Origin of the sequence: Paenibacillus sp. V4I9, from assembly GCF_030817295.1 — a bacterium.
In the GTDB taxonomy this organism is placed as follows: Bacteria; Bacillota; Bacilli; order Paenibacillales; family NBRC-103111; genus Paenibacillus_E.
Window position 1 is genome coordinate 1,909,929 of record NZ_JAUSZE010000001.1, and the last position, 26,061, is coordinate 1,935,989.

22 protein-coding genes and 1 pseudogene are annotated in these 26,061 nt (G+C 44.3%); 19 read left to right on the forward strand and 4 right to left on the reverse strand.

Annotation, left to right across the window (positions count from 1 at the left end; genetic code table 11):
* The first annotated feature begins 12 nt into the window (after window positions 1-12).
* The 3 genes from QFZ81_RS08895 to QFZ81_RS08905 all read left to right on the forward strand — a co-directional run bounded on the left by QFZ81_RS08895 (window position 13) and on the right by QFZ81_RS08905 (window position 2,820).
* Window positions 13-888, forward strand: a complete 876-nt coding sequence (locus tag QFZ81_RS08895; RefSeq protein WP_307445437.1) for a stalk domain-containing protein — start codon at window positions 13-15, stop codon at window positions 886-888.
* Entirely contained in the window at window positions 860-1,357 is a 498-nt protein-coding gene (locus tag QFZ81_RS08900) for a carboxypeptidase regulatory-like domain-containing protein (protein WP_307445435.1), read from the forward strand. Before QFZ81_RS08895 ends, QFZ81_RS08900 begins: the two co-directional genes overlap by 29 nt.
* Window positions 1,358-1,599: 242 nt before the next feature.
* A complete protein-coding gene (locus tag QFZ81_RS08905; RefSeq protein WP_307602366.1) occupies window positions 1,600-2,820 on the forward strand; it encodes an MFS transporter in 1,221 nt (406 codons plus the stop codon).
* 6 nt (window positions 2,821-2,826) lie between these two features.
* Here QFZ81_RS08905 and QFZ81_RS08910 read toward each other — a convergent pair whose 3' ends face one another.
* Window positions 2,827-3,795: an L-lactate dehydrogenase gene (locus tag QFZ81_RS08910; protein ID WP_307445428.1), complete on the reverse strand. Its 969-nt coding sequence runs from the start codon at window positions 3,793-3,795 to the stop codon at window positions 2,827-2,829.
* 462 nt (window positions 3,796-4,257) lie between these two features.
* On the opposite strand from QFZ81_RS08910, the gene QFZ81_RS08915 reads away from it, so the two are divergent.
* From QFZ81_RS08915 to QFZ81_RS08940, 6 genes are all read left to right on the forward strand, one after another.
* On the forward strand, window positions 4,258-5,250 hold the full coding sequence (locus QFZ81_RS08915; protein ID WP_307602368.1) for an aldose 1-epimerase: 993 nt from the start codon (window positions 4,258-4,260) through the stop codon (window positions 5,248-5,250).
* A 68-nt stretch (window positions 5,251-5,318) separates the two neighbouring features.
* On the forward strand, window positions 5,319-6,455 hold the full coding sequence (locus tag QFZ81_RS08920; RefSeq protein ID WP_307445423.1) for a Gfo/Idh/MocA family protein: 1,137 nt from the start codon (window positions 5,319-5,321) through the stop codon (window positions 6,453-6,455).
* Complete coding sequence (locus QFZ81_RS08925; RefSeq protein ID WP_307602370.1) at window positions 6,452-7,354, forward strand: sugar phosphate isomerase/epimerase family protein; 903 nt, start codon at window positions 6,452-6,454, stop codon at window positions 7,352-7,354. The genes QFZ81_RS08920 and QFZ81_RS08925 overlap by 4 nt, the downstream gene beginning before the upstream one ends.
* Before the next feature lie 38 nt (window positions 7,355-7,392).
* Window positions 7,393-8,505 carry a fatty acid desaturase family protein gene (locus QFZ81_RS08930; RefSeq protein ID WP_307602372.1) on the forward strand — a complete coding sequence of 371 codons (1,113 nt, stop codon included), beginning with the start codon at window positions 7,393-7,395 and terminating at the stop codon, window positions 8,503-8,505.
* 37 nt (window positions 8,506-8,542) lie between these two features.
* On the forward strand, window positions 8,543-8,863 hold the full coding sequence (locus QFZ81_RS08935) for a MocE family 2Fe-2S type ferredoxin (RefSeq protein WP_307445414.1): 321 nt from the start codon (window positions 8,543-8,545) through the stop codon (window positions 8,861-8,863).
* Window positions 8,864-9,020: 157 nt separating this feature from the next.
* Window positions 9,021-10,709, forward strand: a complete 1,689-nt coding sequence (locus tag QFZ81_RS08940; RefSeq protein ID WP_307602374.1) for a GMC oxidoreductase — start codon at window positions 9,021-9,023, stop codon at window positions 10,707-10,709.
* Between the two features lie 212 nt (window positions 10,710-10,921).
* Here the strand turns inward: QFZ81_RS08940 and QFZ81_RS08945 are convergent, their stop codons facing one another.
* Window positions 10,922-12,040 (reverse strand): mandelate racemase/muconate lactonizing enzyme family protein, encoded by a 1,119-nt coding sequence (locus tag QFZ81_RS08945; protein WP_307445408.1) that lies wholly within the window; start codon window positions 12,038-12,040, stop codon window positions 10,922-10,924.
* 23 nt (window positions 12,041-12,063) lie between these two features.
* Window positions 12,064-12,228: pseudogene (locus QFZ81_RS08950) on the reverse strand (SDR family oxidoreductase); the annotation flags it as partial.
* Between the two features lie 129 nt (window positions 12,229-12,357).
* Between QFZ81_RS08950 and QFZ81_RS08955 the strand changes: the two are divergent.
* From QFZ81_RS08955 to QFZ81_RS08965, 3 genes are all read left to right on the forward strand, one after another.
* Complete coding sequence (locus QFZ81_RS08955; RefSeq protein WP_307445404.1) at window positions 12,358-12,753, forward strand: hypothetical protein; 396 nt, start codon at window positions 12,358-12,360, stop codon at window positions 12,751-12,753.
* A gap of 40 nt (window positions 12,754-12,793) precedes the next feature.
* The gene (locus tag QFZ81_RS08960) at window positions 12,794-13,228 is read left to right on the forward strand and encodes a gluconate 2-dehydrogenase subunit 3 family protein (protein WP_307602375.1); all 435 of its coding nucleotides are present in this window, start codon (window positions 12,794-12,796) and stop codon (window positions 13,226-13,228) included.
* Window positions 13,229-13,385: 157 nt separating this feature from the next.
* Window positions 13,386-14,972, forward strand: coding sequence for a GMC family oxidoreductase (locus QFZ81_RS08965; protein WP_307602377.1), 1,587 nt, complete (start codon window positions 13,386-13,388; stop codon window positions 14,970-14,972).
* A 58-nt stretch (window positions 14,973-15,030) separates the two neighbouring features.
* Here the strand turns inward: QFZ81_RS08965 and QFZ81_RS08970 are convergent, their stop codons facing one another.
* A complete protein-coding gene (locus tag QFZ81_RS08970) occupies window positions 15,031-15,516 on the reverse strand; it encodes a hypothetical protein (protein WP_307445393.1) in 486 nt (161 codons plus the stop codon).
* A 214-nt stretch (window positions 15,517-15,730) separates the two neighbouring features.
* On the opposite strand from QFZ81_RS08970, the gene QFZ81_RS08975 reads away from it, so the two are divergent.
* From QFZ81_RS08975 to QFZ81_RS09005, 7 genes are all read left to right on the forward strand, one after another.
* Window positions 15,731-17,512 (forward strand): cache domain-containing sensor histidine kinase, encoded by a 1,782-nt coding sequence (locus tag QFZ81_RS08975; RefSeq protein ID WP_307445390.1) that lies wholly within the window; start codon window positions 15,731-15,733, stop codon window positions 17,510-17,512.
* 4 nt (window positions 17,513-17,516) lie between these two features.
* Window positions 17,517-18,719, forward strand: coding sequence for a response regulator transcription factor (locus QFZ81_RS08980; RefSeq protein ID WP_307445386.1), 1,203 nt, complete (start codon window positions 17,517-17,519; stop codon window positions 18,717-18,719).
* A gap of 14 nt (window positions 18,720-18,733) precedes the next feature.
* Window positions 18,734-20,014, forward strand: a complete 1,281-nt coding sequence (locus tag QFZ81_RS08985; protein ID WP_307602378.1) for an ABC transporter substrate-binding protein — start codon at window positions 18,734-18,736, stop codon at window positions 20,012-20,014.
* A 213-nt stretch (window positions 20,015-20,227) separates the two neighbouring features.
* Window positions 20,228-21,694, forward strand: a complete 1,467-nt coding sequence (locus tag QFZ81_RS08990; RefSeq protein WP_307602379.1) for a glycoside hydrolase family 68 protein — start codon at window positions 20,228-20,230, stop codon at window positions 21,692-21,694.
* 115 nt (window positions 21,695-21,809) lie between these two features.
* On the forward strand, window positions 21,810-23,381 hold the full coding sequence (locus QFZ81_RS08995; protein ID WP_373462671.1) for a glycoside hydrolase family 32 protein: 1,572 nt from the start codon (window positions 21,810-21,812) through the stop codon (window positions 23,379-23,381).
* Window positions 23,382-23,412: 31 nt separating this feature from the next.
* The gene (locus QFZ81_RS09000) at window positions 23,413-24,414 is read left to right on the forward strand and encodes a substrate-binding domain-containing protein (protein ID WP_307445375.1); all 1,002 of its coding nucleotides are present in this window, start codon (window positions 23,413-23,415) and stop codon (window positions 24,412-24,414) included.
* A 38-nt stretch (window positions 24,415-24,452) separates the two neighbouring features.
* Window positions 24,453-26,057 (forward strand): response regulator, encoded by a 1,605-nt coding sequence (locus tag QFZ81_RS09005; protein WP_307602380.1) that lies wholly within the window; start codon window positions 24,453-24,455, stop codon window positions 26,055-26,057.
* The last annotated feature ends 4 nt before the right edge of the window (window positions 26,058-26,061 follow it).

Genomic DNA, 26,061 nt, shown 5'->3' on the forward strand with positions numbered 1-26,061 from the left:
AGAACTGAAAGAATGATATTAAGATTCAACAAACGAAAACAAACTTCTGTAGTAACTCTTCTGTTGGCAGGCTGCTTGGCGTTTGGCGGAATCGCTAGCGCTTTTGGTGAGACACCGCCTACAGGCGTTCAGATTAAGGAATTCAGCCTACTTGATACGGCGTCTGACGTTGTCGGTTCGGCGGATTTTACGCCTGAGGGGAGCAAGAATGGTCACTTCAAGCTGCTTCTAAGCCTTGCTCAGAAGACGGTTATCAATTCCGTCGTACTGCGTTCAACGGATGCATATGGTAAGGATAATTATCAAGGGGTATGGCGAACAAACAACGTGACAACTGGGTGGTTGCTCGGCATTGTGCAGAACAAAACCGCTACAACAGCAAGTGGTATCTACCATGAAAGTAGCATCATCAACCCGGGTTTTCGTAAGGATGTAAAAGAACCAGTTGGTGAATTCGAAGGTGAGCTTACCTTCGAATTGTACGCGAGCGATAACGGCACGATCAAGGAGACTCAGTATTATGTGTTGGAAATTGGGACGCCGCAAGGTACGGTTGTTTCCAAACCGATAAAATATAAAAATCCGATGACAACGGGGGGAACTTCAACCTCACCAACACCTGTACCAACACCTTCTTCATCGCCGACTCCGACGCCAAGCCCGGCGCCAGCTCCTGCTCCAGTGGATAGTCCGATGATCCATGTGTTTTTCAAAGGACAAGAGCTTCAGTTTGATGATGCAAGGCCAATACTGAAGGATGGTTCTACGCTGGTCCCTTTCCGTAAATTATTCGAAACTCTTGGCTTTGAGGTAAAATGGATTGAGACTGGAATATTCCAACAAGCGAGAATTGCCCCAAATGGCCACATCCTGGCGGATGGGTGCTGACTTGACCAAATCGTTTAACGGAAAAAATTTCACTTTCCATTTGAGCGCTGACGGTGATCTTCCGCTCACGGGTAGTACTGGAGCCGCTCGTGACTTTACTTGGAGCAAATTTGACGGGCAAATCTATATCTATCCGTTCTTTTCATCATTTGATGATTCTCTGCCGGAGTTTGATATGAGCGATCTGGAATTGACGCTGACGCCTGTCGGTCCGCTGCTTGACGGCAGTGCAGGTAAATCAATAACGAAACGCGGAGGTCCGATTCAAGGCGGCGCAGGTATTGATAATGTTCCGATTGGTCGGTACAAGGCAACAGCTAGATGGGTACCTGAAGGACACACCCCAATGCCCATGCAGGTTAGTTATTACGGCGGCAAATATGCCGAGTCTGTAGAATTCGAATTTACACCTCCCAAAGGAGTATCTACAAGCAATTATCTCAGTGAACTCGTTGTTAAGCTTCTTTAGAATTTCATGCATTCCCGTTGATTTACTAATTTTGTAGAAAAAGGACCTTTATCGGTTGATGAGCCGGTAAAAGGTCCTCTTTAATTTCTTTAATATTAGGCTAACAGAGAATGTAGTGGAGGAGCTTGCTTTGAGGCAGTGCTCCTTTTTCTTAATAGAAGATATATGATGTTCTTGAGTTAATGCTTATAATTAATGTAGGAATATTAAAATCTACCATTGGAATGTTTAGGAGGATTCATGTGTTTAAGAAAATTCAAGGGAATGCTAGAGGCTGCTTAATTTATGAACCGATGTTTATTTTACCGTACAGTATGCTTACGACGTATGCGACAGTATATATGTTCCAATTGGGAGTCAGTGAGAGACAAATCGGTTTTATTACTTCGGTGGGACTGATTATGCAGATCTTTACTTCTTTCATCAGTGGATACCTTACGGACCGGATGGGTAGGCGCCGGGCTCTTCTCTATTACGATCTTATAAGTTGGAGTGCCGCCGCACTCATCTGGGCTGTATCGCAAAATTTCTGGTATTTTCTTAGTGCCGCCGTATTTAACAGTTTCCTTAGGGTGCCTAATACAGCATGGTACTGTTTGTTGGTCGAAGATACCGCTCAAAATGATCGGTCTAATGTATTTAGAATTCTGCAACTCATCGGGGTGATCGGGGGATTGTTCGCTCCGCTGGGTGGACTGCTAGTTAACCACTTCACGCTTATCCCTGCAATGCGCATTATGTACGCCATTTTCTGCGTTAGCTTAACGGTGATGTTCTTCGCCCGAAACTTCGCCACTCATGAGACGGAGATTGGAATCCGAAAAAGAAAAGAGAGCGCATCTTATAACCTGAAGGACACCTTACAATCTTATATCGATACGGTTAAGACCATCCTGTCAAACCAGGCGTTAATGATTGTCTTTGGTGTGTACATTTCCTTTAATTTTCAAGTGACTTTGCAAAATACATATCTCTCGATTTATCTTGTTGAAGCTTTGGATATTAGCGACGCACTCATTTCAATATTCCCGGCGGTATCCTCCTTAGCAATGCTAGCATTAATGTTCCTCGTTGTCCCGCGCTTAAAGGAGAATAAGGCACAAGGTTACATGATATGGGGATTTTCACTTGCGATCGTGTCAAAAATTATTTTAATTGCTGTTGCCCCGGGGCAAATTACCCTGGTGATAGTCAGTACAATGCTTGCTGCTGCTGGCAGTATTATTTCCAGCCCCTATCTGGAGGCGGTTGTCGCAAATTCCATTGATGACGAACAACGTGCCAAAATGTTTTCGATTCTGCAAGTTCTTGTCTTACTATGCATCTCTCCATCTGGCATAATCGGCGGATGGACGTATACCATCGATCCCAGGCTGCCTTTCATCTTGATCATCATATCGTCCGTCGTAAGCATCGTTTTGATGATCATGTTAATGCGTAGGGAAGCCAAAACCATTGGATGATCTCTTTTATTGATAGTGACTGTCGATAATAGACGCTTGAAGAAGGTGCTTACGAATTACGCTGCAGGAGTAACGAAATTTCTCTTGTTCCATATTATCGAGATGTAGCTCAACTACTTCCTTTACGCCATCTCGAGATATGATGGCCGGAACGCCAACACATACGCTTCTCTCACCGTATTCTCCATCTAAGATCGCGGACACGGCGATAATCTTGTGATCGTCATTTAACACAGATCGAGTGATGAAAGCCAATGCATTGCCGATACCAAAAGAAGTGGATCCTTTAAGGTTGAATATTTCCCATCCAGCCAGTTTGGTCCGTTGCTCCAATTGGTCAAGATCGACGAGACCGAATCGGTGCGGATGCTGGCTTATGATCTGATGCAGCGGTTTACCGCCAATGGTTACGTGTGACCAAGCCACGAACTGGGAGTCACCATGTTCACCGAGTACATACCCTTGTACGCTCTTCGGTTCGACTGGAAAGATTTCGGATAAGATCATTTTCAGCCGTGAACAATCGATGGAGGTGCCTGTTCCGATCACACGATTTCGTGGAAGACTGGATAATTTCCATACGGTATATGTAATGATGTCTACAGGATTTGTGGCAACAAGGAAGATTCCGTTAAACCCGCTTTGCATGATCGGTTGAACGATATCCTTCATGATATGAATGGAAGATTCCATTAGATCAAGACGGTTTTGAACTTTGTTCATGCTTGCCCCGGGTGTCAGAATCACAACGTCCACATCCCCACATTGATCGTAATTGCCCGCAAATACTTGGGTTCGCGAGTGAGTGAAGTCCATGCAGTGAGACAGGTCTAATGCTTGAGCCAATGCGTATTCTGGTGTGCGATTAATAAGCATTAATTCTTCGCAAACGGATTGATTGATTATGGCGTAAGCACAGTTTGAACCAACTAATCCCATCCCGACAATAGCGACTTTCCTCGGTTTCCAAGCCATAGTTACCTTCCTCCTTCAAACAAATAACGCTTGGTATATGATATATGTTGTTTGGTTGTACCATGTGACTAAACATGACGCAAAACCACAAATATCAGTCGATAAGTAATGTTTTCTAACATGGACATCCCAATTCCAGCAGTAACTGCACTGGCTGCTGCATAACCTGTACAAAGTCTGTATGTGCAGCAAAGGCAGCAGTTACAGTAGGATACACCTATATAATTCCAGAAAGTGCCATGTTACTATTGTAATAACTTCTATGTTCGTCGTAACAGCAATTGTCAAATATATCTTACGGAACAATAGCCGCATTCGGAGGGATGCTGCTGTTAAGCTATAACGCACATCGTATTTTGGACATCAGTTCAGCGTAAAAGCTGCCTTCGAATATTGCGCTGCTCATCGCATATGCCAGACAAAAATGATCTCTATGATGAGTATTGGAAAGGGTGGTGCATCATGAGTCGATATTCCGCGGTACCATTAATGAAAGAAGGATTCAAGGTCATTGTACTAAACGATGCACGAAGCGATGCAACCGCGGAAATTATACCGGAGGTAGGAAACAATCTCTTTCATTTCGGAAGCGGTGGACATTCGGTCATTTTGCCGCCAGTGAGTTTGCATTCGTTAAAAAGTGAGCCATTCGCCGATTTCAAATACGGCACTCCGATCTTGTTTCCACCCAATCGGGTGAAGAATGGTCGGTTTTCATTTCGCGGACGGACGTATAGCTTGCCTTTGAACGAGCCGCCCTCTAATCATTTGCATGGCGAAATTTGCTCCAGAGCATGGGAAGTTCTTGAATACGGGGCAACGAACGAGAACGGCGCTTTTGTGATCAGCCGTTTCCGTTATGGGTTGAATCCGGATATCCTAGCTTATTTCCCTCATCCACTTTCTTTCACACTCACATACCGCCTCTATGAGGGGCGTTTATACTTGAACGGAACGATTCTGAATGAAGGGGAGGACGAAGCACCCTTTGCTTTCGGACTGCATCCTTATTTTTCAGTCCCTTTTGATAGCGGAGAGGAGCTTGTTTTGAAGGTTCCGGTGACAGAGGAATGGCCTGTGACGAATGAAGCATTCGTGACGGGCAGGCCAGAAATTACACATTTCAGCCGAACCTTGAGCGATGGCGTCCAGATCTCAAACTATCCGCAGTCAGGTTGTTCACTGTTGACTTTCGATCACGGGGTTGAGGATCGAATTTGCCGCATTGAAATGAAAGATCGCGGGTACGCGATTGCATACCAGATCGATCGTCAATTTCCTTTTGTCGTGTTATTCCGTCCAAATTGGGCATCGGCTTTTTCGCTAGAGCCGTACACATACGTCACGGATGCGTTTAATCTATCCTATGAGCATGAACTGACAGGCGTTAAGGGCATCCGGGCAGGAGAAGAAATTGGTTTTACGACCTGCTTATGGATAGAATCCACTAAATAAGGGGGTGTCAGAACGAATAGTAGAAAGCGCTTCAATTGAAATAAAGGTCTAAGAAGGAGGAATATCTTGTGGGGACAATTGATTTAAACTTACATATCGATCCGGAAATGCCAAAGCGCAAAGATTATCGGATTGGCTGCATCGGTTCCGGTTTCATTATGCGGGACTGCCATCTAGTGGCTTATCGGGATGCTGGATTTAACCCATACGCGATTAGCTCAAGAACGTTTGAAAACGCCAAAGCTGTAGCAGAATTGCGACAAATCCCGCAGGTATACAGAACATGGGAAGAGCTGATAGAGGATCCGCTGATTGAGATTCTGGATATCGCGATCCCCCCGGATCGGCAGCTGGAAGTTGTTCAACAAGCGGTTAAGCAGAAACACATAAAAGGAATTCTGTGCCAAAAGCCGCTGGCTATGAATGCTCACGAAGCTCATGAAATTGTTGAACTCTGTGAAAGGGCCGGCATCCAAATCGCCGTCAATTCCAACATGCGTTACGACCAGTCAATGCGGGCGCTGAAAACAATACTAGACAGGGGATATCTCGGCGAACCCGTCCTCGCAACGATCGAAATGCGGGCAATTCCTCATTGGCAGGAGTTCCTGCATAAGTATGAGCACATTGAAATCCTCAATATGGGTATCCATCATATCGATATTTTCCGTTATCTATTCGGAGATCCGGAAAAGATCACCGCCGTTACGCGCAGAGATCCTCGGACGCCATTTAAACATATTGACGGAATTTCCCAATACACGTTCCAGTATGGCAGTGAGCTGTTAGCCACCAGTTTAGATGATGTGTGGGCTTGGCCGGGTGAGGGTGCTGAGAAAGATCAATATATCAAATGGAGAGTTGAGGGACTAGATGGCATCGCCCAAGGGTACATCGGCTGGCCGTCGTATCCCGAACGAACCCCAAGTACACTTGAATTCACAACGAAGCAGTCGCCTAATCAATGGTATCGACCCCAATGGGACGGGGTCTGGTTCCCGGACGCGTTTCAAGGAACGATGGCGCAGCTGTTGCGCGCGGTCGAGACGGACAGCGAGCCAGAAATCGGCGGCCGGGACAACCTGAAAACGATGGCTCTTGTAGATGCATGTTATAAGTCCATTGCCGAACAGCGTACGGTTGCAATTACAGAGATAGAAAGCCAATATCAATCTTACACTTATAAAGGAGGCATTAAATCATGATTTCTGTAGGTATTTTCAATGGGTATTATCCTTATACGTTAGCGGAGTCGATTTCGAGAATTCAAAGGGACGGTTTCTCCTCCGTTCAGCTGGACCTGTCTTTCAAGGATATGGATCTTTCATTTGAGTCGCTTACACGAGAAAAATGTCATACGATCCGCGACGCATTCAGAGACGCTAACTTGCCAATCGTCTGCATCTCAGGCTACACCAACATTATTCATCCGGATCCGAAGAAACGGGAACATAATCTATTCGGATTGAAAACGCTATTAAAGTTTGCCCGTGATCTAGGCACCCCCTACGTGATCAGCGAGACGGGTACCTACCATACGGAAAGCGATTGGGTGTGGGATGAGAAGAATGGCACCGAGGAAGCGTATGAGGAAGTGTGCAGACAGTTGGAGGAGCTGGCAAAATTCGCTTATGATCACGGTTCAGTTTTTCTGGTAGAGAACTACGTGAACAATGTCATCGGATCGGTCAACCAGTTGGCCCGCTTGTTTTCCGACGTGAATCATCCGGGTCTCGGACTGCTGATGGACCCAACTAACTACTTTACAGATAGCAATATTCATCATGTATATGATGAGCTTAACCGCATTTTCAATATGCTCGGCGACAAAATCAAAATTGCGCATGCTAAAGATTGCAAACCCGCTGATGACACCTCTGAGAAGCACGCCACGATAGACGCTGTTGAATCGCATACGTTCCGAGGCGCTGGGGCGGTAGAGCTTCCAGCTCCCGGTCTGGGCATTCTGAATTATGACCTGTATCTGCAAAGGCTTTCCAAGCTTCATCCGAATATCCCCATTATTATCGAGCATCTGGATGAGCAGGACATCCCGCGCGCGAAAAAATTCCTTGATGACAAATTAAAAAAGAATGTCTGTTAATTAGTCGAATCATATGACAGGTAAAGGAGGACTCATTCATGGCTACGAATCCGCAAAAAAGAGACTACAGCATTACCGGACCCGAGAATCAGCGCGCGCAAGAGAGAGGACTCGCGACAGCCGAGTGGTATACGAGTCCAATCCCCCGTCAGCGCATGAAAGAGTTAATGAAAAGAAAGAACGGTCCTGCAATCAGGGACACATTCATCTGGTTCGGTTCTCTTGCTGTACTGGGTTTTATCGCTTATCAAACATGGGGCACATGGTGGGCGTTTCCCGCCTTCCTGGCATATGGCATCCTTTATGCGACACCGGGCGATTCCAGGTGGCATGAGTGCGGACATGGAACAGCCTTTAAGACACCATGGATGAACGAGGTCATTTACCAGATCGCTTCCTTCATGGTTTTACGTTCGGCAACGCCTTGGCGATGGAGTCATGCCCGTCACCATACGGACACCATCATCGTCGGCCGTGATCCGGAGATCATTACAGAGCGACCTCCAGTCTGGAAAATCATCCTCATGCAAATCTTTCATTTGTATGGCGGTCCTGTTGAGATCAAACGATTTATCTTACATTTTTTCGGCCTGCTGGACAAACAGGAAAGAGAATATATTCCTGCTTCGGAGCATGGGAAAACGTTTTGGGAAGCACGTATATACGTGTTCATCATACTTGGCGTCATTGCAGCTAGTATATATACCCAAAGCATACTGCCAGCTATGTACATCTTTTTGCCGTCGTTCTATGGAGGCGTTGTCGTCCTTCTCTTTGGTATCACACAGCATCTGGGACTGCATGAGGATGTTCTCGACCATCGACTGAACACCCGTACCGTCTATATGAATCCGATATTCCGGTTTCTGTACTGGAACATGAACTATCATACCGAGCATCACATGTTTCCAATGGTTCCCTATCACGCGTTGCCTAAGCTTCATCAAGAGATGAAGCACGACTGTCCAGCTGCAAGCTCGAGTCTTTTGGCTGCTTTGAAAGAAGTGATTACAGCGCTGATCAGACAAAAGGAAAACCCAGCCTATGTGATCGATCGACCATTACCGGACACCGCGCGTCCTTATTTGTTCGGTATCAGGCAGGAATCTGACGTAAATGCAGCAGTTTCTAATGAAACAGCGGTAAGTTAAACGATAACTAAAATACGAGCTAATGGAGAGAAGAACAATGAGTATCGAACAGTGGATCGAAGCATGCGCTGCGGAGGATATCGATGTGGAGGATGTCATACGCTTTGATTATGAGGATCGGACATTTGCCATTTACCGTACGGCAAACAGTATTTACTACGCCTCCGATGGATACTGTACGCATGAACGAGTTCATTTGGCTACCGGCTTGGTTATGGATGATGTTATTGAGTGCCCGAAGCATAACGGTCGTTTTGACATCCCTACCGGTGCAGCTAAACGCCGACCGGTATGCATCGCTTTAAAAACATACCCTATCAAAATAGAAGAAGGTAAAGTGCTTATCCAAATCGATTAAAGGACTATGTCTGAATGAAATATAAATGATCCGAAAGATTTGTTCTTATTGTTATTAGAATACATAATGGCTCAGCCTCAACATTATAGTATATGTATGGTGGTTATAACTTTGAAACGTTATGAGCAATCATATCTAGGATGGAGAGTGAAAGCCGTTGAAAATATGGGTATCAAACAAGCATGAAACACTTAGAGTTATCGCGATTAAAAACCGGTTATCCGTTGAAGAGCTCGTTTTGCTCAATCCGCATATTGAAAATCCCGATCTGGACATCACCGGCAAATCGGTTTATCTTCCTTCTGCAATTGAATCGAACAGTGAAATCCAATCGAGAGCCGCTACGGCTGGCTCCATTCCGACTTGCCCGGTTGTACCGACGGAACCTCTGAATAACTGGATCCCCCTCACGCCGCTCTCCCAGATGGCTCAGCAGGAATATGATGTTCTGATCATCGGCACCGGAGCCGGCGGAGGATCTGTCCTATGGAGATTATGCGAACAATGGAAAAAGCAAAAGAAGCGAATTGGCATCATTGAGCGTGGAGACCAGGTGATCCCGACGCATGCCCGAAATCTGACGACGTTGAACCAAGAGCGACTCGTAGCTTATTTTAGTCACTTATCCAAGCCGCTGCCGGGTGCTATGCCAGAATATCCGGGAGCCAGGCAGCTTTTTGCGCTGGGTGGCAGAACTTTATTCTGGTATGCATTTACTCCCCGGATGCATCCGTGGGATCTGGCGAAATGGCCTATACCTGTTCAGGAGATGGAAAGCTATTACGGCATTGCAGAACAAGTTATGAATGTCACCGGAGCATTTGCGGAAGGGGCTTCGTTCACGGATATTTTACTGGAACGGTTGTGGCTGCGCGGTTATTCCAAAGCGGCACCTCTTCCGCTTGCGGCTGATATCGTACCCCAATCTTTCGGACAGCTTCATACCGACATGTTTACGAGTTCCATTTCTTTGCTTGCCAGAGCGCTGCATCATAGGCCTTTCGATTTGGCGATCAACGCACGTGCCACGCAGATTCTCCATGACAACGGAAAAGTCACGGGAGTCAAGGTCGTTTCCCCGGATAAAACCGCTTATACCCTAAAAGCCAAAACAGTTGTTTTGAGCGCGAGTACTTTTGAGACGCCACGATTGCTGCTATATTCGGGATTTAAACACCGAGCGCTGGGACACTTCTTGACGAATCAAACCTTTGTGCAAGCAACAGGAACGATATCTACAACTGATTTCCCTTTCCCATGGGGTCCCTTGAATATTATGATACCGCAAAAACCGGATACTCCTTACTCCGTGCTAATGACTGGGCCGGAAGCTTTCTACTGGTATCCAGTTACCATTGAAAGACCGTTTACAGGTGAAACAACGGTCAACTTCTATGGTTATGGTAAAGTTGAACCGAGATACGAAAATCGGATTACCCTGAATCCTGACAAAATAGACGAGTACGGTGTCCCTGAAATAAAGGTTCATTTCTCCTTGAGTGAGACCGATAGGAACGTCGTTGGCCAAATGACAGAAGGGATAAAGCGCATTGCCAAGGATACGGGCGTACGTCTGATTTCCAAGAATGGCAAACCGCCCATTTGCTTGACCCCGCTCGGCGATTTGCATCATGACTCAGGCACATGCCGAATTGGTGACGATCCCAATACTTCCGTCGCTAACCAATACGGGCAAATCCACGGAGTCTCCGGCCTCTATGTGGCCGACAACAGTGCTTTACCTTACATCGGAGCCGAAAATCAAACTTTGACTACGATTGCGCTCGCCATTCGTACGGCTGATCATATTATTCGGCAGGCGGGTATGCAGCCGAAAACGAAATGAAAAAGCCTCCTGGCCGATTTGATTGGCAATAGACCTAGACACTTTCCAACGAAAGTGTCTCTTTACGTGGGCTTGGCACCGCGCTCTGTTAACAGCTGAAGTCCGACCCCAAAGGTGGGGACTTAGCACGCAGCCCGGAACTGTGGAAGAAAAGCAACAACATTAAAGGAGGTTATATCTCAGACAGGAGCCGGAACCAATAGGACTTTTACCTACGTATAACTACTTCCATCCCATCGATAAAATGAAAGCATTTCAAGATCAATTTCTAGCCCAATTCCACAACCGTCTGGAATTGTTATTTCTCCGTTCGAAGGTTGAATTGGAAGCAATCCAGTAAAAGGGTTGTCCATTACATCCCATTCCACGGGCTCGATGGAGTCCGATTTCATTTTACTCCACGGTTCCAGGCTAGCTTGAGCGAAAAGGGCATATTGACGCGATAAGGCGCCGTCATAAGTATGCGGAGTTATGCGAATGCCAAAACTTCTAGCTAGACTTAATGTTTCTCTGTAAACATCGATCCCGGACATATGGAGAGGATCGGGAGTGATGAAATCGAGGACACGCTGTGTAAGCAAGGGAATAAAATCTTTCGTTGTTTTGATATTCTCACCGCCGGCCAATGGTACAACCAAACGGTTTCTTAGTAGTGCGTAATTAGAAACTTGCTTTATCTCCAGCGGTTCTTCAAGCCAAAGCAGATTGGGCCAGGCTTCCAAAAAAGGCCGCCATTGAAGGGTAGCACTTATGTCATAGCTTTGATTGGCGTCCAAAGCCAGCTTCATTTCTCCTTGTAACAATGACTGCACCAAGTTGATATGCTGTTGATCTTCAACAATTGATTTTCCGCCTATTTTTAGCTTGACCTCTTTATATCCTTGATTTACTGCCTTTTCAACAGCCGTCAGAGAATGCTTTTGCCAGTCCATATCTTCCGAATAGGACTGAAAGGAGGCATATACAGGCACTTTATCACGAAACTTGCCGCCCCACAGGTTACACACGGATACCCCGCATATTTTCGCCATAATTTCGGTTAATGCCATACTAACGGCAGCAGCAGCGCGGGAGTGCCATTTTTTTATAACCTGCACCATTTTTATTCTGTTGAAGATCGACTCGCCGATCAAATAGGGAATGATTCGCTCATGAAAACCTTTGTGCAAGGTTGGCAGCCAATCGTCGCACTCCCCCCAGCCTTCGACGCCTGTATTGGTCGTTATACGAATCAGATAGCACGTTCGGTACGATTTGATACCGTTGGCATCGCCATATGGCTTGGGAATACGGTAGAAGAGTGGAAATGTTTCAATTTTGCGAATCTGCACGGAGTGATACCTCCCAGATTTATTTAGCCGTTCACAATAACACCGCCGGTGGCGTGAATGAATTGCCCGGAAATATAAGACGAGTCATCTGATGCCAAAAATACATAAGATGGCGCAATTTCGTAAGGTTGGCCGGTTCCTTTCGGGAGTTGCTGGACTTGCATCTCTTCCGTTATCCCATTCATTTTGTCGACCTCCTTGCCTTTTTCTTAGTATGGTTGCCAACCCTGTATATTATGACCACTCTTGGATGAATTTTCTGGATGCTGGATATGCTATGGTCATCGAAAACCTTACATAAGAAATGAGGGAGATCCATGTTTTGGCATGCTTGGCCCATTGCACGAATATTAATTCTGTTTGTCAGCTTGGCTTTCATGCTGGTGGGGATTCAGGTGACGATGTTTCATTACCGGCAAAATTTTCACCATAAGGCGATGTGGCTTCCGGTCATTTCTTCGCCGATTTTTTTTGTGATTGGACTCGCTCTTACGATCTATAACGTTTCTTGGTTAAGTGCTTTGTTTCAGATCCTGATGTGGTTTGGGGTGGTCTCCGGACTAATCGGGTTTTATTTTCATGTCCGGGGAGTCGGTGTCCGTGTTGGCGGTTGGGCGCTTCGCAACTTCCTCATCGGACCGCCAGTTACGCTCCCGATGATGTTTACCGCCATCAGCGTGCTTGGACTTATCGCGGTCTTTTGGAGATCGTGATCATGAACGCATACAAAACGGATGAAGGACGGAAGCAGATATGAACGTAAAAACGCGGTACCCTTCCTTTAACGTCCTGGACGAAAAGGATGAGTGGGATGATCATACGCAGCAAATCGTAACTTCGCGGACACATCCAATTGCGGGTTATCAGTTTCTAAACGAACAGGAAGTTGAAATATTACGCTACCTTTGCAGTTTGTTGGTGAACGACGATTCACCGGACTCGCTTGAGTTTGTCATTGGTCATTTCGATAAAATCTTGTATTCGTCACCTGGCGAAGGGCAAAGAAGAGCCGGCGTGCCAGCCGCGCCAGAATTGATTCGGCAAGGACTGAAGGCGATAGAACAAACATCACAACATAAGTACTCCGTTTCTTTTACGGAATTGAACACCGAACAACAAAAGCAGATAATCCAAGACATCAGCGCTGCAAGAGTGGAACCGACGGAGGTCTGGAATGGAATGCTTTAGCAGGCACTATTTGAAAAACTGATGCGGCTCACGGTTGAAGCATACTGCTCCCATCCGCGGGTTTGGTCTGAAATCGGTTATGCGGGTCCGGCTTATCCGCGGGGATACGTGCGTACACAGCTCGGACAATTGGATCCATGGGAGGCGAAGGCGGAAAATGAAGCGTAAATATGCGAATGAAGAAGTAGATGCTGTCATCGTTGGCGCCGGTGCTGCGGGAGGGGTATTGGCAAAAGAATTAAGCGAAGCCGGATTATCTGTCGTCGTGCTGGACGCCGGTCCTTTCCGTGATCCGCAGAAGGATTTTGCCAGCGATGAACTCTCGATGAGAAATCTTGCGTGGCAAGATACGCGAATCGTAGCCGGCAACGATCCGCTCACGATGGGGCATAACAATTCCGGCCGCGGCATCGGCGGCGGAACGACCCACTTTACAGCCGTTTTTTTGCGGTTTCAGGATTTAGACTTTAAAGCAAGGACGATGGATGGGATTGGCGAAGATTGGCCGATAAGCTACGAAGATCTTGAACCCTATTACACCCGAACGGAAAAAGAAATTGCGGTCTCCGGACCCAAACATTTTCCCTGGGGACACTTCAACGGTCCTTATCCATATCCAGAGCGGGAACCGCTGAGTCCGAACGCGTATATGTTCATGAACGGTTGCGAAAAGCTGGGGATCCGTTCTTCCGTTGCTCCTCTGGCCATTTTGTCCGCCCCGTTCGAAGGACGTCCCCCTTGCATCAACCGTGGATTTTGCAATCAGGGCTGCATGCCGGATGCCAAATTCAGCACACTGATCGTGCACATTCCGAAAGCCATCAAGGCAGGAACCGAGGTATTGCCGGATTGCATGGTGACGCAAGTGTTGATGGGCAAAGACGGATTGGCCAAAGGCGTGACATTCGTTCATGACGGTAAAACGTATGAGCAAAAGGCCAAAATGGTCATCCTGAGCGCATTTGTGGTAGAGACTCCGAGGCTGCTGCTCAATTCGGCAAACGCGCAGTTTCCAGATGGACTTGCGAACAGCAGCGGCATGGTCGGAAAATCCATCATGGTGCATAGCAGTAATGATGTGTACGCGAAATTCGATTACGAGGTCCGTCTGTATAAAGGGACACCGGTACTTGCGACGACATTGGATTATTACCGGACAGACCCGAACCGCGATTTTGTTCGCGGCTATACACTTCATGCCCATGGCGCAAGACCGGTTGAATTCGCAAATGGGGTCTCCAAATCACAGGGTGGCCCAGTATGGGGCGACCGACTTAGGCATGCGCTCCTGGATTACAATTATTACGGAAGAGTCACACTGGTCGGCGAGGTATTGCCGAATCCGAATAATCGAGTTACTTTAACGGACGAGAAAGATGAATATGGTTTGCCGCGGGCAAAGGTTACGTTCAGTTACGGGGAGAACGATCAAAAGCTGATCAAACACGCGGTAAGTACGATGAGCTCGATATTGGAGGCCGAGAGTGGAAAGGTGGAGTTCATCGTTCCGGATACGGCACATATGATGGGAGGATGCAGAATGGGGGACAACCCGGCAGATTCGGTCGTCAATTCTTATGGACAAAGTCACGACATCCCCAATTTGTTCGTTTGCGATGCGAGTATCTTTGTCACTTCCGGTGCCGGTAATCCGACCAACACCGTCATGTCGCTTGCGTTGCGCACGGCTGATTACATCAAAGAAAAAGCAAAGAAAAAAGAAATGCAAGCAAGCCGGGGATAACCGGCTTGTTTGCATTTCTAAAGATGAGTTAGTCCGACCAACGTTCATATGGGACAACTTAACCGGCATTTCTGAAATGTTCGAGTATGCATTTATAAGCGAATTGATCCGCCTGCTCTTCGAAAGACACTTTTCGGTAATCCGCAACAGCTTTCACCATATGTTGGCGAGAGATCAAGTAGTGCCTGTATTCTTTAGTGCTTTCACGTTTTAGATGGGACAAAGCATCCATGAGATGGGAAAACTCATGGAACAAGATAAAATAAGGGAGCTCTTTCCGGCGGAGACGATAACGCTTCATTATGCTCTGTTCGTCTTCCGTTAGGAAACCGTCGTATGGAATTTGCACGAAGATTTTTATCTTTTTAATTGCCTGATCCGCGATCACCGAACCCCCGTAAAAAGGTCCCCACGACACGTGAAGTGAACATACGACTGAAGGTGCGAATCGGGTCGAGAGCAGAACAAATTGTTCCTGAAGTCGGTTATTCCAAACGCGTATCCGTAATTTTCGCCATTTGTAAGCAAGTAACAGTTTGTGCACAATGAATCCTCCCCCTTGTCCAACTTACGATGGGGGCGGAGTTTATACAAGTTGAAAATAAAGGGAATAAAGGTTCGGTTACGGACTGATTTTTTCATCAAAGACCGAATCTTATAAAGCTGGAGGATCCCTTTACAAATATTGGTGAAAGAAATCACAATGCTAAGAGGTTAGAATAATAGCTAGGTGATTTTAAATAAAAGGAGTATTTTTTGTGAAAAGCATTCAAAGCCGTTTGTTAATCATGCTGCTCGTTTTTATTATCCTTCCGTATTTTCTGTCCATGCTGTTGATTTATCAGCAAACGAAAAAGAATGTGGAACGGCATGAGCTTGAGAACAGCCGCGAGCAAATTGGGCAGGCGTCCGAAGACCTGGAGCAATATTTTGATGACATCGTTAATCTTCCGTATATTTTATACCGAAATCCTGACCTGTTCATGATTTTCGAAAAAGGCTTCGAAAGGTCCCTTTATTTCAATCAGCTTGAAATCTATAAAGGCATGACAACCTTTTATCTGATGAGAAATGAAATTAGGCAGGTTCGGTTATACATCGAGGAAGGAAAAAACTCGTTTACGGTTTATAATGCGATGATAAGTTCCCGTAAGCGGCAGCCGGATTTGTTGAAACAAGCCTCTATTCAGAAGCTAATAAACTCTGATTCTAACTTTCTAATCGAACCTCCACATCAGATTGAAAATTATAACAATACAGCAATTATGCCCCCATCGGATAAAGCGATGGTGTTGACAATTCATCACAAAATCTTGGACGCCCTTTCGAAAGAATTTCTCGGTATTATCACGATAGACATCGATTTGGACAAATTTGCTCGCATATCTAATCATTTTCTTCAAAAAAATAAAGAGTCCGTATTGCTTTCCGATTCGGACGGTCATGTCGTCTATGCAAGTGATGCAGCCATGATTGGCAAGGCCGTTCCAGCAGAATTACAAAAGAAAATCAATCAGTCGGCTGCAGGCGCACAGTTTTCGAATGGCGATATTATCTTTTCCAAAACGTTGTCGGAACCTTTAAATCAATGGCACTTTGTTAAGATAACCTCAAGCAAATTTTTATTTAATGACGTGAGGAAAACCGCCTACACGAACATCATCGTTGGTGTAATCGTGGGAGTTCTGGGCTTAATCATGATAGCCATCATATCATACAAGATTACTCGTCCGATCAAGCTGCTTAGCCGAAAAGTGCTGAGCATTGAAGGAGGGAACATGAATGCTCCGTTTGACGACAAGAGGGAAGATGAAATCGGCAATCTGGAAAGGCATATCAAGGAAATGATGAACCGGATCAATCGTCACATCGACCGTGAGTACAAGCTGGAGATTGAGAATAGGAAGAACCAGCACAGGGCGCTAAAGTCCCAGATTAATCCTCACTTTTTATACAACTCTCTCCAATCCATTGGTGCGGTTGCCCTATTTAACGAATCTCCGCGAGTATATCAATTGGTAGTCTCCTTATCCAAAATGATGCGGTACTCCATTCGTGTGGATCAACAGGCCACAGTTCGGAGTGAAGTGGATTATGTAAGAGCGTATTTGAACCTTCAAGAGGAGCGGTTTCAAACCGATTTTAGCTATTCTATCGACATACCCAAGGACATTCTTGGTATTTCAGTTCCGAGTATGATTTTGCAGCCGCTCGTTGAAAACTTCTTTAAACACTGTTATGAAGAGGGGTTCGAACATGCCCACTTGCGTATTTACGGTGAAATACGAAGTGAATATTTGGATCTGGTTGTTGAAAATAACGGCCGCAGTATGACGGATGATGAGCTGACGGCATTAAAAAATAAAATCTACGCGCCGGTATACGAAGGAAACTACTCGCCCCAGCATATCGGCTTGAAAAACATTCATGACCGCTTGGTTCTTAATTATGATCCAACAGCAGGAATCCTACTTGATTCGATGCAGGGACAAGGGTTTTCCGTTCAGCTGGTGATTCCACTCTACCTCAAGGAGGATTGACGTAATGAAAGCTCTTATCGTGGATGATGAGTCCAATGTAAGGAAAATTATTCGTTTTATGGGACAGTGGCAGAAACATGGGATTACCGACATTTTGGAAGCCAGAAATGGTGAAGAGGCAAAAGCGTTGATTGATCTGGAAAGTCCGGAAATCATCATGACAGACGTGAAAATGCCAAAAAAGAACGGGATAGAGTTGATCGAGTGGTTGGATGCCAATTCTTATCCGGGAAAAGTGATTTTGATTACAGGGTTTGACGACTATTCCTTCATGCGTAAAGCGATTAAGCACGGCAGCTTCGATTATTTGTTGAAGCCCATCGAAAATGAAATGCTAAATGAAACACTTGCGGGAGCGGTAGAATCTTGGAAAAAAGAAGAGGAAGAACGCAGCAATGTAGAGTCGGGCGTCTATGAAGAGGCTAAGAAGCTTCGCTTAAACAAGGGGGTTACCTCGGCATGTAACGGGGAACTTTTTGATTCCGACGAAATTGCCTTGTCTCTTCCGCATGCGGACGCATACGATCTTACATTGATATATTTTTACCAAACTCATCATTCGGATCCCTACCTCCAGCATTTGACGGATGAGCTGGTTACTCGGGAATGGGGGAATGCCTATGCTCTTCAGAACGACCCTAATGTCTGTGTGATACTTTCTGTTCACGGCCAATTCTTCCCGGTAGAGGAATGGATTACCCAGCATATTGATATTCCCGTTCGTCTGGTTAGCGGCCTCCCACTGACATCGATGGAAGAGATCCCGCAATCTTTTCAATCTGCGCAAAGGGCAATGGCTGAGCAAAATTTCAGAGCCATACACCGTTTGACGGATTTGGATGATGCCAGGCGCATGCATGACATTGTTGCTTTTGTAAATGAACATTATATGCAAGAGTTAAGTTTGGACAAACTTTCAAACCGATTCTTCCTGAGCCGCGAACATATCTCGCGACGATTCAAGCAAGAAAACGGGATGACCCTCTCCAACTACGTTATTCAATTAAGAATAAAACAAGCTAAACAGTGGTTAAGCCAAACGGACGAGAAAATGTACTCGATTGCATTAAAGCTCGGGTATCAGGATGAAACTTACTTTTCGAAATTGTTTAAACGAATTGTTGGCATGACGCCTCTTGAATATCGGAATAAGGAGGGAAACCGGGAAATAACGGAATTGGGATTGCTTCATAAAAGTTGTAAATGAAACGAGGGGGTATCATGATAATCAAGGTTTTTCAATACATTTTAGCTGGGTTGCTAACCCTAGCGCTTTCTTCTTGCTGGGCGGACAATCGTTCGGTGAAAGAAATAGATACAATGAGTGCTGATCAGAAAATCACTTTGGAGGTACTGAATCCCAAAGTGGAAATTTCCACGGAGTTTGAGCAGATGGTAAAGGAATACGAGAAAGAAAATCCGAATGTAAAGATGAATATTTTAACCTTTGGCGGAGGGGCAAACTACCTTGCCGAATTGAAAGCAAGATTTGCAGCAAATAATGGTCCCGATATCTTCCCTAATGGCGGTTACGAAGAAGCGAAGGCATGGAGAAGGTATCTGGAGGATTTATCCGATCAGCCGTGGGTGAAAAATGTGGTTGATGAGGCCCTTGAGCCGATGAAGATGGACGGGAAAATTTACGGGATGCCTGTAAATTTAGAAGGCTACGGCTTTATCTATAATAAGGATTTATTCGCAAAGGCTGGTATCGACACACTGCCAAAAACGCTCTCCGAATTAAAGGCAGCGGCGGAAAAGCTGCATTCCGCAGGTATTACCCCTTTTGCGGTCGGATATTCAGATAGTTGGTTTTTCATTCTCATGTTGAATATTGCTTTTGCCCAGCAGGATGACCCAGACGCTTTTATTCAAGCTTTGAACGACGGAACGCAATCCATCGAAGGGAACAAAAAGTTCGAAGATCTGACTCGAATGCTGGATTTGACCGTTCAATACGGCAATAAAGATTTTCTGACGACCGACTATAATGCCGAAGTCGCTTTGTTTGCAACCGGCAAAGCTGCGATCCTGAAACAAGGGAATTGGGCTCAATCTAAGATTGATCAAATAACGCCGAATATGAGTATCGGTTTCTTACCCATTCCGATTAATGATGATGCCAGAAACGATGCCTTGCCGGTGGGCGTATCCAATAACTGGGTTGTAAACAAAGAATCTTCGCCGGAGAAAAAGAAAGAAGCAAAGAAATTCTTAAACTGGATGGTTTCATCGGAACAAGGCAAAACGTTTATGAAGGAACAATTCCATTTTATTTCTGCGTTTAAAAATATAGAGACGGACCGTTCAGGACCGCTCGTGGACGATATTATTCGTTACTCAAAGGATAAGAAAACATTGCCCTGGAACTGGTTTAAATTTCCTACGAGGGCAAGAGAAGAGTTCGGCTATGCTATGCAAGCTTATGTAGGTAAACAGCTTAACCGCGACCAATTGCTGCAGGAATTCCAAAAATCCTGGAAAAAGGCTGAGCAGAAATAATTGGCTTTTTAGATTCATAACCCTTTCGCCTCTGATACTTAGTATCAAAGCGGTAAGGGTTATTTTGTGCTTTGGATCGAGTGTCCCCGTCCGTCTGAATCAATATAAGCCTGCAAATCTATCAATGTACGACATGTTCATAACTTTCCCTTTGCCTTAAACTATAAATTGTGGAGAGAAAAAAACATACAATAGAACAGGAGTTGTAAGATTATGAACATCAAAAAATTTGTTAAACGGGCAACAACAGTAAGCTTGACAACAGCAATGTTGGTAGGAGGTGGTGCTCAAGCATTTGCTAAAGAAAAAGACAATGCGGATTACAAAGAAAATTATGGTTTTTCCCACATTACACGCTCTGATATGCTGAAAATACCTGAACAACAAAAGAGTGTACAATTTCAAGCACCTCAATTCGATGCATCAACAATAAAAAACATTCCTTCGGCAAAAGGTTATGATGAGCAGGGCAACTTGATCGATATCGATGTTTGGGATAGCTGGCCACTGCAAAACGCTGATGGAACAGTAGCAAATTATAATGGCTACAATATCGTTTTTGCTTTAGCAGGAGATCCTAAAAGAGGATGGGACACATTTGTCTACATGTTCTATCAAAAAGTAGGCGATACTTCTATTGATAGCTGGAAAAATGCTGGAAGAGTATTTAAGGATAGCGATAAATTCGTTCCTAACGATCCTTTTCTCAAATATCAAGCAGAAGAATGGTCAGGATCCGCAACCTTAACATCGGATGGAAAAGTTCGCTTATTCTATACAGATCGTCAGGGTTGGGACCCCAATCACGGGTTTTATGGTAAACAAACCTTAACAACAGCTCAAGTCAATGTATCTCAACCAGATAAAAGTACGCTTAAAATTGATGGCGCCCAGGATCTCAAATCGATATTTGATGGCGGAGACGGCAAAATCTATCAAAATGTTATGCAAGGAATCGAAGCGGAGAACTATTCGGATAATCATACATTAAGAGACCCTCACTATGTGGAAGACAACGGTCATAAATACCTTGTTTTCGAAGCTAACACAGGAACGGAAGTTGGTTATCAAGGAGAGGCATCGCTCTTCAACAAAGCTTTCTACGGCGGAAACACGCCATTCTTCCAGGATGAAAAAAATAAATTGCTGCAAGGTCCTAAAAAACGTGCTGCTGAGTTAGCGAATGGCGCATTAGGTATTATTGAATTGAACGACGATTATACGTTGAAAAAAGTCATGAAACCGTTAATTGCATCGAACACAGTAACAGATGAAATCGAACGTGCCAACGTATTTAAAATGAATGATAAATGGTATTTATTCACAGATTCCAGGGGATCCAAAATGACGATTGATGGAATCGGCGGGAATGATGTCTACATGTTAGGCTATGTGTCCGATTCCTTAACAGGAACATACAAACCGTTAAATGACAGCGGACTTGTATTAAACATGAATCTTGGTCCTAAAGATCTTACCTGGACTTATTCTCACTTTGCAGTACCGCAAGCTGACGGTAAAAATGTGGTTATCACAAGTTACATGACAAACAGAGGTTTATATGCAGACCACAAATCTACCTTTGCGCCGAGTTTCTTGTTGAACATTAATGGTTCAAAAACTTCGGTTGTGGGTGATAGTATCCTTGCACAAGGGCAATTAACGACTGACACGAAGTAGATTAACAAAAAATAATGAAAACATCCTCAATAATGCAATAGAAAATGCCGATGTAAATCGGCGTTTTCTTTTTTTGCAAAAGGAATAAACAGCAGCTGGGCGAGGAGGTGCCAACTTGAACTATACAACAAAGCATAAGAAAGCAGCAAAACGAATAGGTGTAGTTATGATTTGTTTCATTATTTTGGTGACGATAGGATTGAAGAACGAAACCATCGATTCAGTTTTGCCAACGTATCGAGCTAGCTATCATTTCACTACGCCTGACAAATGGAAAAACGACCCTCAGCGGCCGATTTATTTAGATGGAAAGTATCATTACTATTATCTCTATAATCATGATTATCCGAACGGAAATGGAACCGAATGGCGGCATGCGACATCAACGGATTTGGTGCATTGGAAAGATGAAGGGGTGGCCATTCCTAAATATACAACCAGAAATGGAGATACATGGAGCGGATCAGTCGTTGTGGACGAGAAAAATACGGCTGGCTTTGGAAAAGAGGCGCTTGTCGCGATCGTGACACAGCCATCTGCAAAAGGCGGGAAGCAGGAACAATATCTGTGGTACAGTACGGACAAAGGAAAAACGTTTACTTCTTATCGTGACGATCCCATTATCCCGAATCCGGGCACAAAAGATTTTAGAGACCCGAAAATCATCTGGGATCATCAGACTAGTAAGTGGGTGATGGCAATGGCGGAAGGGACGAAGATTGGTTTTTATGAGTCGCAGAATTTAAAAGATTGGCACTATACTAGCGGCTTTTTAACTGAAAATATCGGAATTGTAGAGTGCCCTGATCTTTATCTGATGAGAGCGAATGACGGGACAATGAAATGGGTTCTTGGTGCCAGTGCAAATGGTAAATCGACAGGTAAACCAAACACTTACGCCTATTGGACTGGACATTTTAATGGAAAGGAATTTTTCCCTGATCAAAGTGACCCTCAGTGGTTAGATTACGGCTTTGATTGGTATGGTGCTGTCACGTTTGAAGAAGGGAAAGACAGAGATAAACCCAACCATCGTTATGCTTTGGCATGGATGAATAATTGGGATTATCCACATAATAGTCCAACACTGCAAGAGGGCTTTAACGGAATGGATTCGATTGTTCGTCAAATTAACTTAAAACATGATGGCGATACGTATCGTTTGGTTTCACAACCCATTGAAGCATTGAATCAATTGACAAATACAACGGATTCGTTGAAACAAATAGAGGTTAATGGCTCTGAAACTCTTCATGTAACAGGAGATGCGTACCAGCTTGAGACAGATATATCATGGTCAGAGATCAAGAGTGTAGGATTAAGACTTCGAGAATCAACAGACAAAAACCGCCATGTAGATGTAGGTGTTTTTGCAGAAGGCGGGTACTCTTATGTCAACAGAGCTTTTACAGGTCAGCCTGACAAGAGTGGAAAATATGGTGAAAGCAGGGCACCCTTTGATGTGAGTAAGAAGCACGTTCACTTAAAGATTCTCGTCGATAAAACAAGCATTGAAGTCTTTATGGATGATGGAACCATCGTTTTTTCCAATGAAATTTTCCCAGAATTAAACGATCAAGGAATTACCCTTTTTTCGGAAGGCGGCACCGCGATCTTTAAAAATGTTGTAATCAAGCGCTTCAACAAAGATAGTGCTCAAAGGAAATCAGATTTATATGTCGAATAGTAAATAAAAAATTATTAGGGGCTAGTTTATTATGAAAAGCATAAAAGTATTATCATATGTATTTGTTGCATTTTCTTTGGTTGCGCTTACAGCATGCTTTTCAAGTAAAATACCGGAGTCTTCAAAAACATCTGAAGCAACGGTTGCAGTAACAGAAAAAGCAGAACCGGCAAATAAAGAGAAAGATGTCGTGGTAGGATTTACTTTGCAAAATTTAAGTAATCCATTCTTTGTTGCGATGTCCAAAGGCGCTACTGCAGGTGCTATGCTGCATGGTGCTGATGTAATCACAGTAAGTGCAGAGGGTGATTTGGCTAAGCAAACAGCTCAAATCCAGGATTTTATTGCAAGAAAAGTAAATGTGATTCTTCTAAATGCTGTAGATTCCAAAGGTATAGCGGGTGCTGTTAGTCAAGCTAGAGCGGCGGGAATCCCCGTCATTGCAGTTGACGTAGGTGCAGATGGAGGCGTGAACACGGTTGTAACCTCAGATAACTTTCTTGCTGGAAAATTAGCTGGGGAATATATTGTTAAGCGCTTAAATGGAAAAGGAAATGTTGTTGTCATTGATGGCCCTCCTGTATCTGCTGTAACGGATCGTATCGCTGGGTTTGAAGAAGCAATTAGAGCTACTCCAGGAATTAGAGTAGTTGCTAAAAAAAATGGGTATGGCAACCGTGAAATATCGGCTTCCATGGTGGAAACCATTTTGCAAACATATAATAAAGGGGAAATTGACGCTGTATTTGCAACGAATGACCCTTCTGGCGTTGGTGCTAAAATGGCTGCGGAACAGGCAGGTCGCGATAAAGAAATGTTTATTGTAGGTGTAGATGGAGCACCAGATGCCGTTAAAGCGCTGAAAGAAAAGAAAAGTTTTGTTGCGACCTCAGCACAGTACCCGTTTGAAATGATTAAATTGGCAATGGATGAGGGTTTTAAAGTTCTTAAAGGTGAAAAAATAGAATCGTTAATTAAAATTCCTGTGGACCTGATTACCCAAGATAATGTAGAAACATACAAAGGCTGGTAATATTCTCATAAAATTTCGAAAGCATAGTGGTGAGAGAAATGTATAAGATTATCATTGCGGATGACGAAGACAACGTAAGAGAGGGAATACGAGATAGTCTAAACTGGGATGAGCTGGGATTTGAGGTCGTTGGCGATTTTGAAAATGGTCGTGATGTGCTCCAATCCCTCGAACAGCTTCAACCCGATGTGGTTTTAACGGATATTAACATGCCTTTGATGGACGGTTTAGAAGTGTCACGCTATCTCTATGAACATTATCCTCAGACCAAAATCATTATACTTACGGGTTACGATGACTTTGAATATGCACAGCAAGCAGTGAAGTTGAAGGTACATGATTATATTTTGAAACCGAATACGGCCGATGAATTATGTCAAATCCTCTCCAAGGTAAAGTCAGATCTTGATGATGAGAATCGTAAGCTAGAGGATTTAAGCAAGCTTAAGCAGCAGCTTAGAGAGAGTTTGCCTCTCGTAAGAGAGCGGTTCTTGAATCAATTGGTTACAGGAGATCTACGAGAAAGCAAGCTTGAGGATAAGCTTGCCTATTTGGATATTGATTTACCGGGAAGCCATTATGTAGTCGCAGTGATTGATGTAGATGATCATGGAGAACTGCAAAGATTTTATCCCGAAAGCGAGAGTGAACTGCTATATTTTGCAGTGTGTAATATTAGCGGAGAAATTATTACAAGAAAAAAGAACGGACTCGTGTTCCAAAACAATAATGAAAAAACTATTGTAATCCTCTCTGGCGAGAATATGGAAACGCTCCGTGAAGAGGCAGTACAAATTTTCGAAGAGATCAATCAATCGGTAAGAGAGTATTTGAAATTTACAGTGTCCATTGGTGTAGGAGATATTTGCTCTTCTCTAAATAAAATTCATCATTCTCATAAAAGGGCTTCATCTGCTCTTGATTATCGCTTTTTTCTTGGGAAAAATCGGATCATACATTTCGGCGACATTGAAGGGGGACTGGGTGAGAGCATTCCTTACGATAAACATTGGGAAAGGAAGCTCGCTACTACCTTAAAGTCAGGAACTCAGCAAGAGATAGAATTGATCATTGAGAAAATCATTGAAAATCTGAAGGAATCCTATCTGCCAATGGATCGCTGTTATATTCACATACAGCAAATCATCGTCTCGATTTTGGATGTTTTGGATGAGCTTGAGATTCGTGAAACCCTTCATAGCTCATCTTTAAACCCATTGACCGAAATTTACGGGTTAAAAACACTTGATGAAGTGGAAGATTGGCTGAAAAATTATTGTTTGCATACCACAGGTTCCATCCTCGAAACAAGAAACAACTTTTGCAAGATGCAAGCTTTGAAGGCGGAAGAATATATAAAGGGAAATTATGCAGATGCGAAAATTTCCATGGATATGGTGTGTAAGTATCTGGTTCTAAGCACAAGTTACTTTAGCCTTATTTTCAAAAACCATACCGGAGAAACTTTCATAAGTTATCTAACTCGGATTCGTGTGGAAAAGGCGAAAGAATTGCTTAAATGTACGGATTTGAAGACTTACGAAATCGCAAATCGTATAGGCTATGTGGACCCCCATTATTTCAATTTAATTTTCAAAAAAGCGACGGGTATGACCCCGACTGTGTATCGCAGAATGGTGTAAAGGG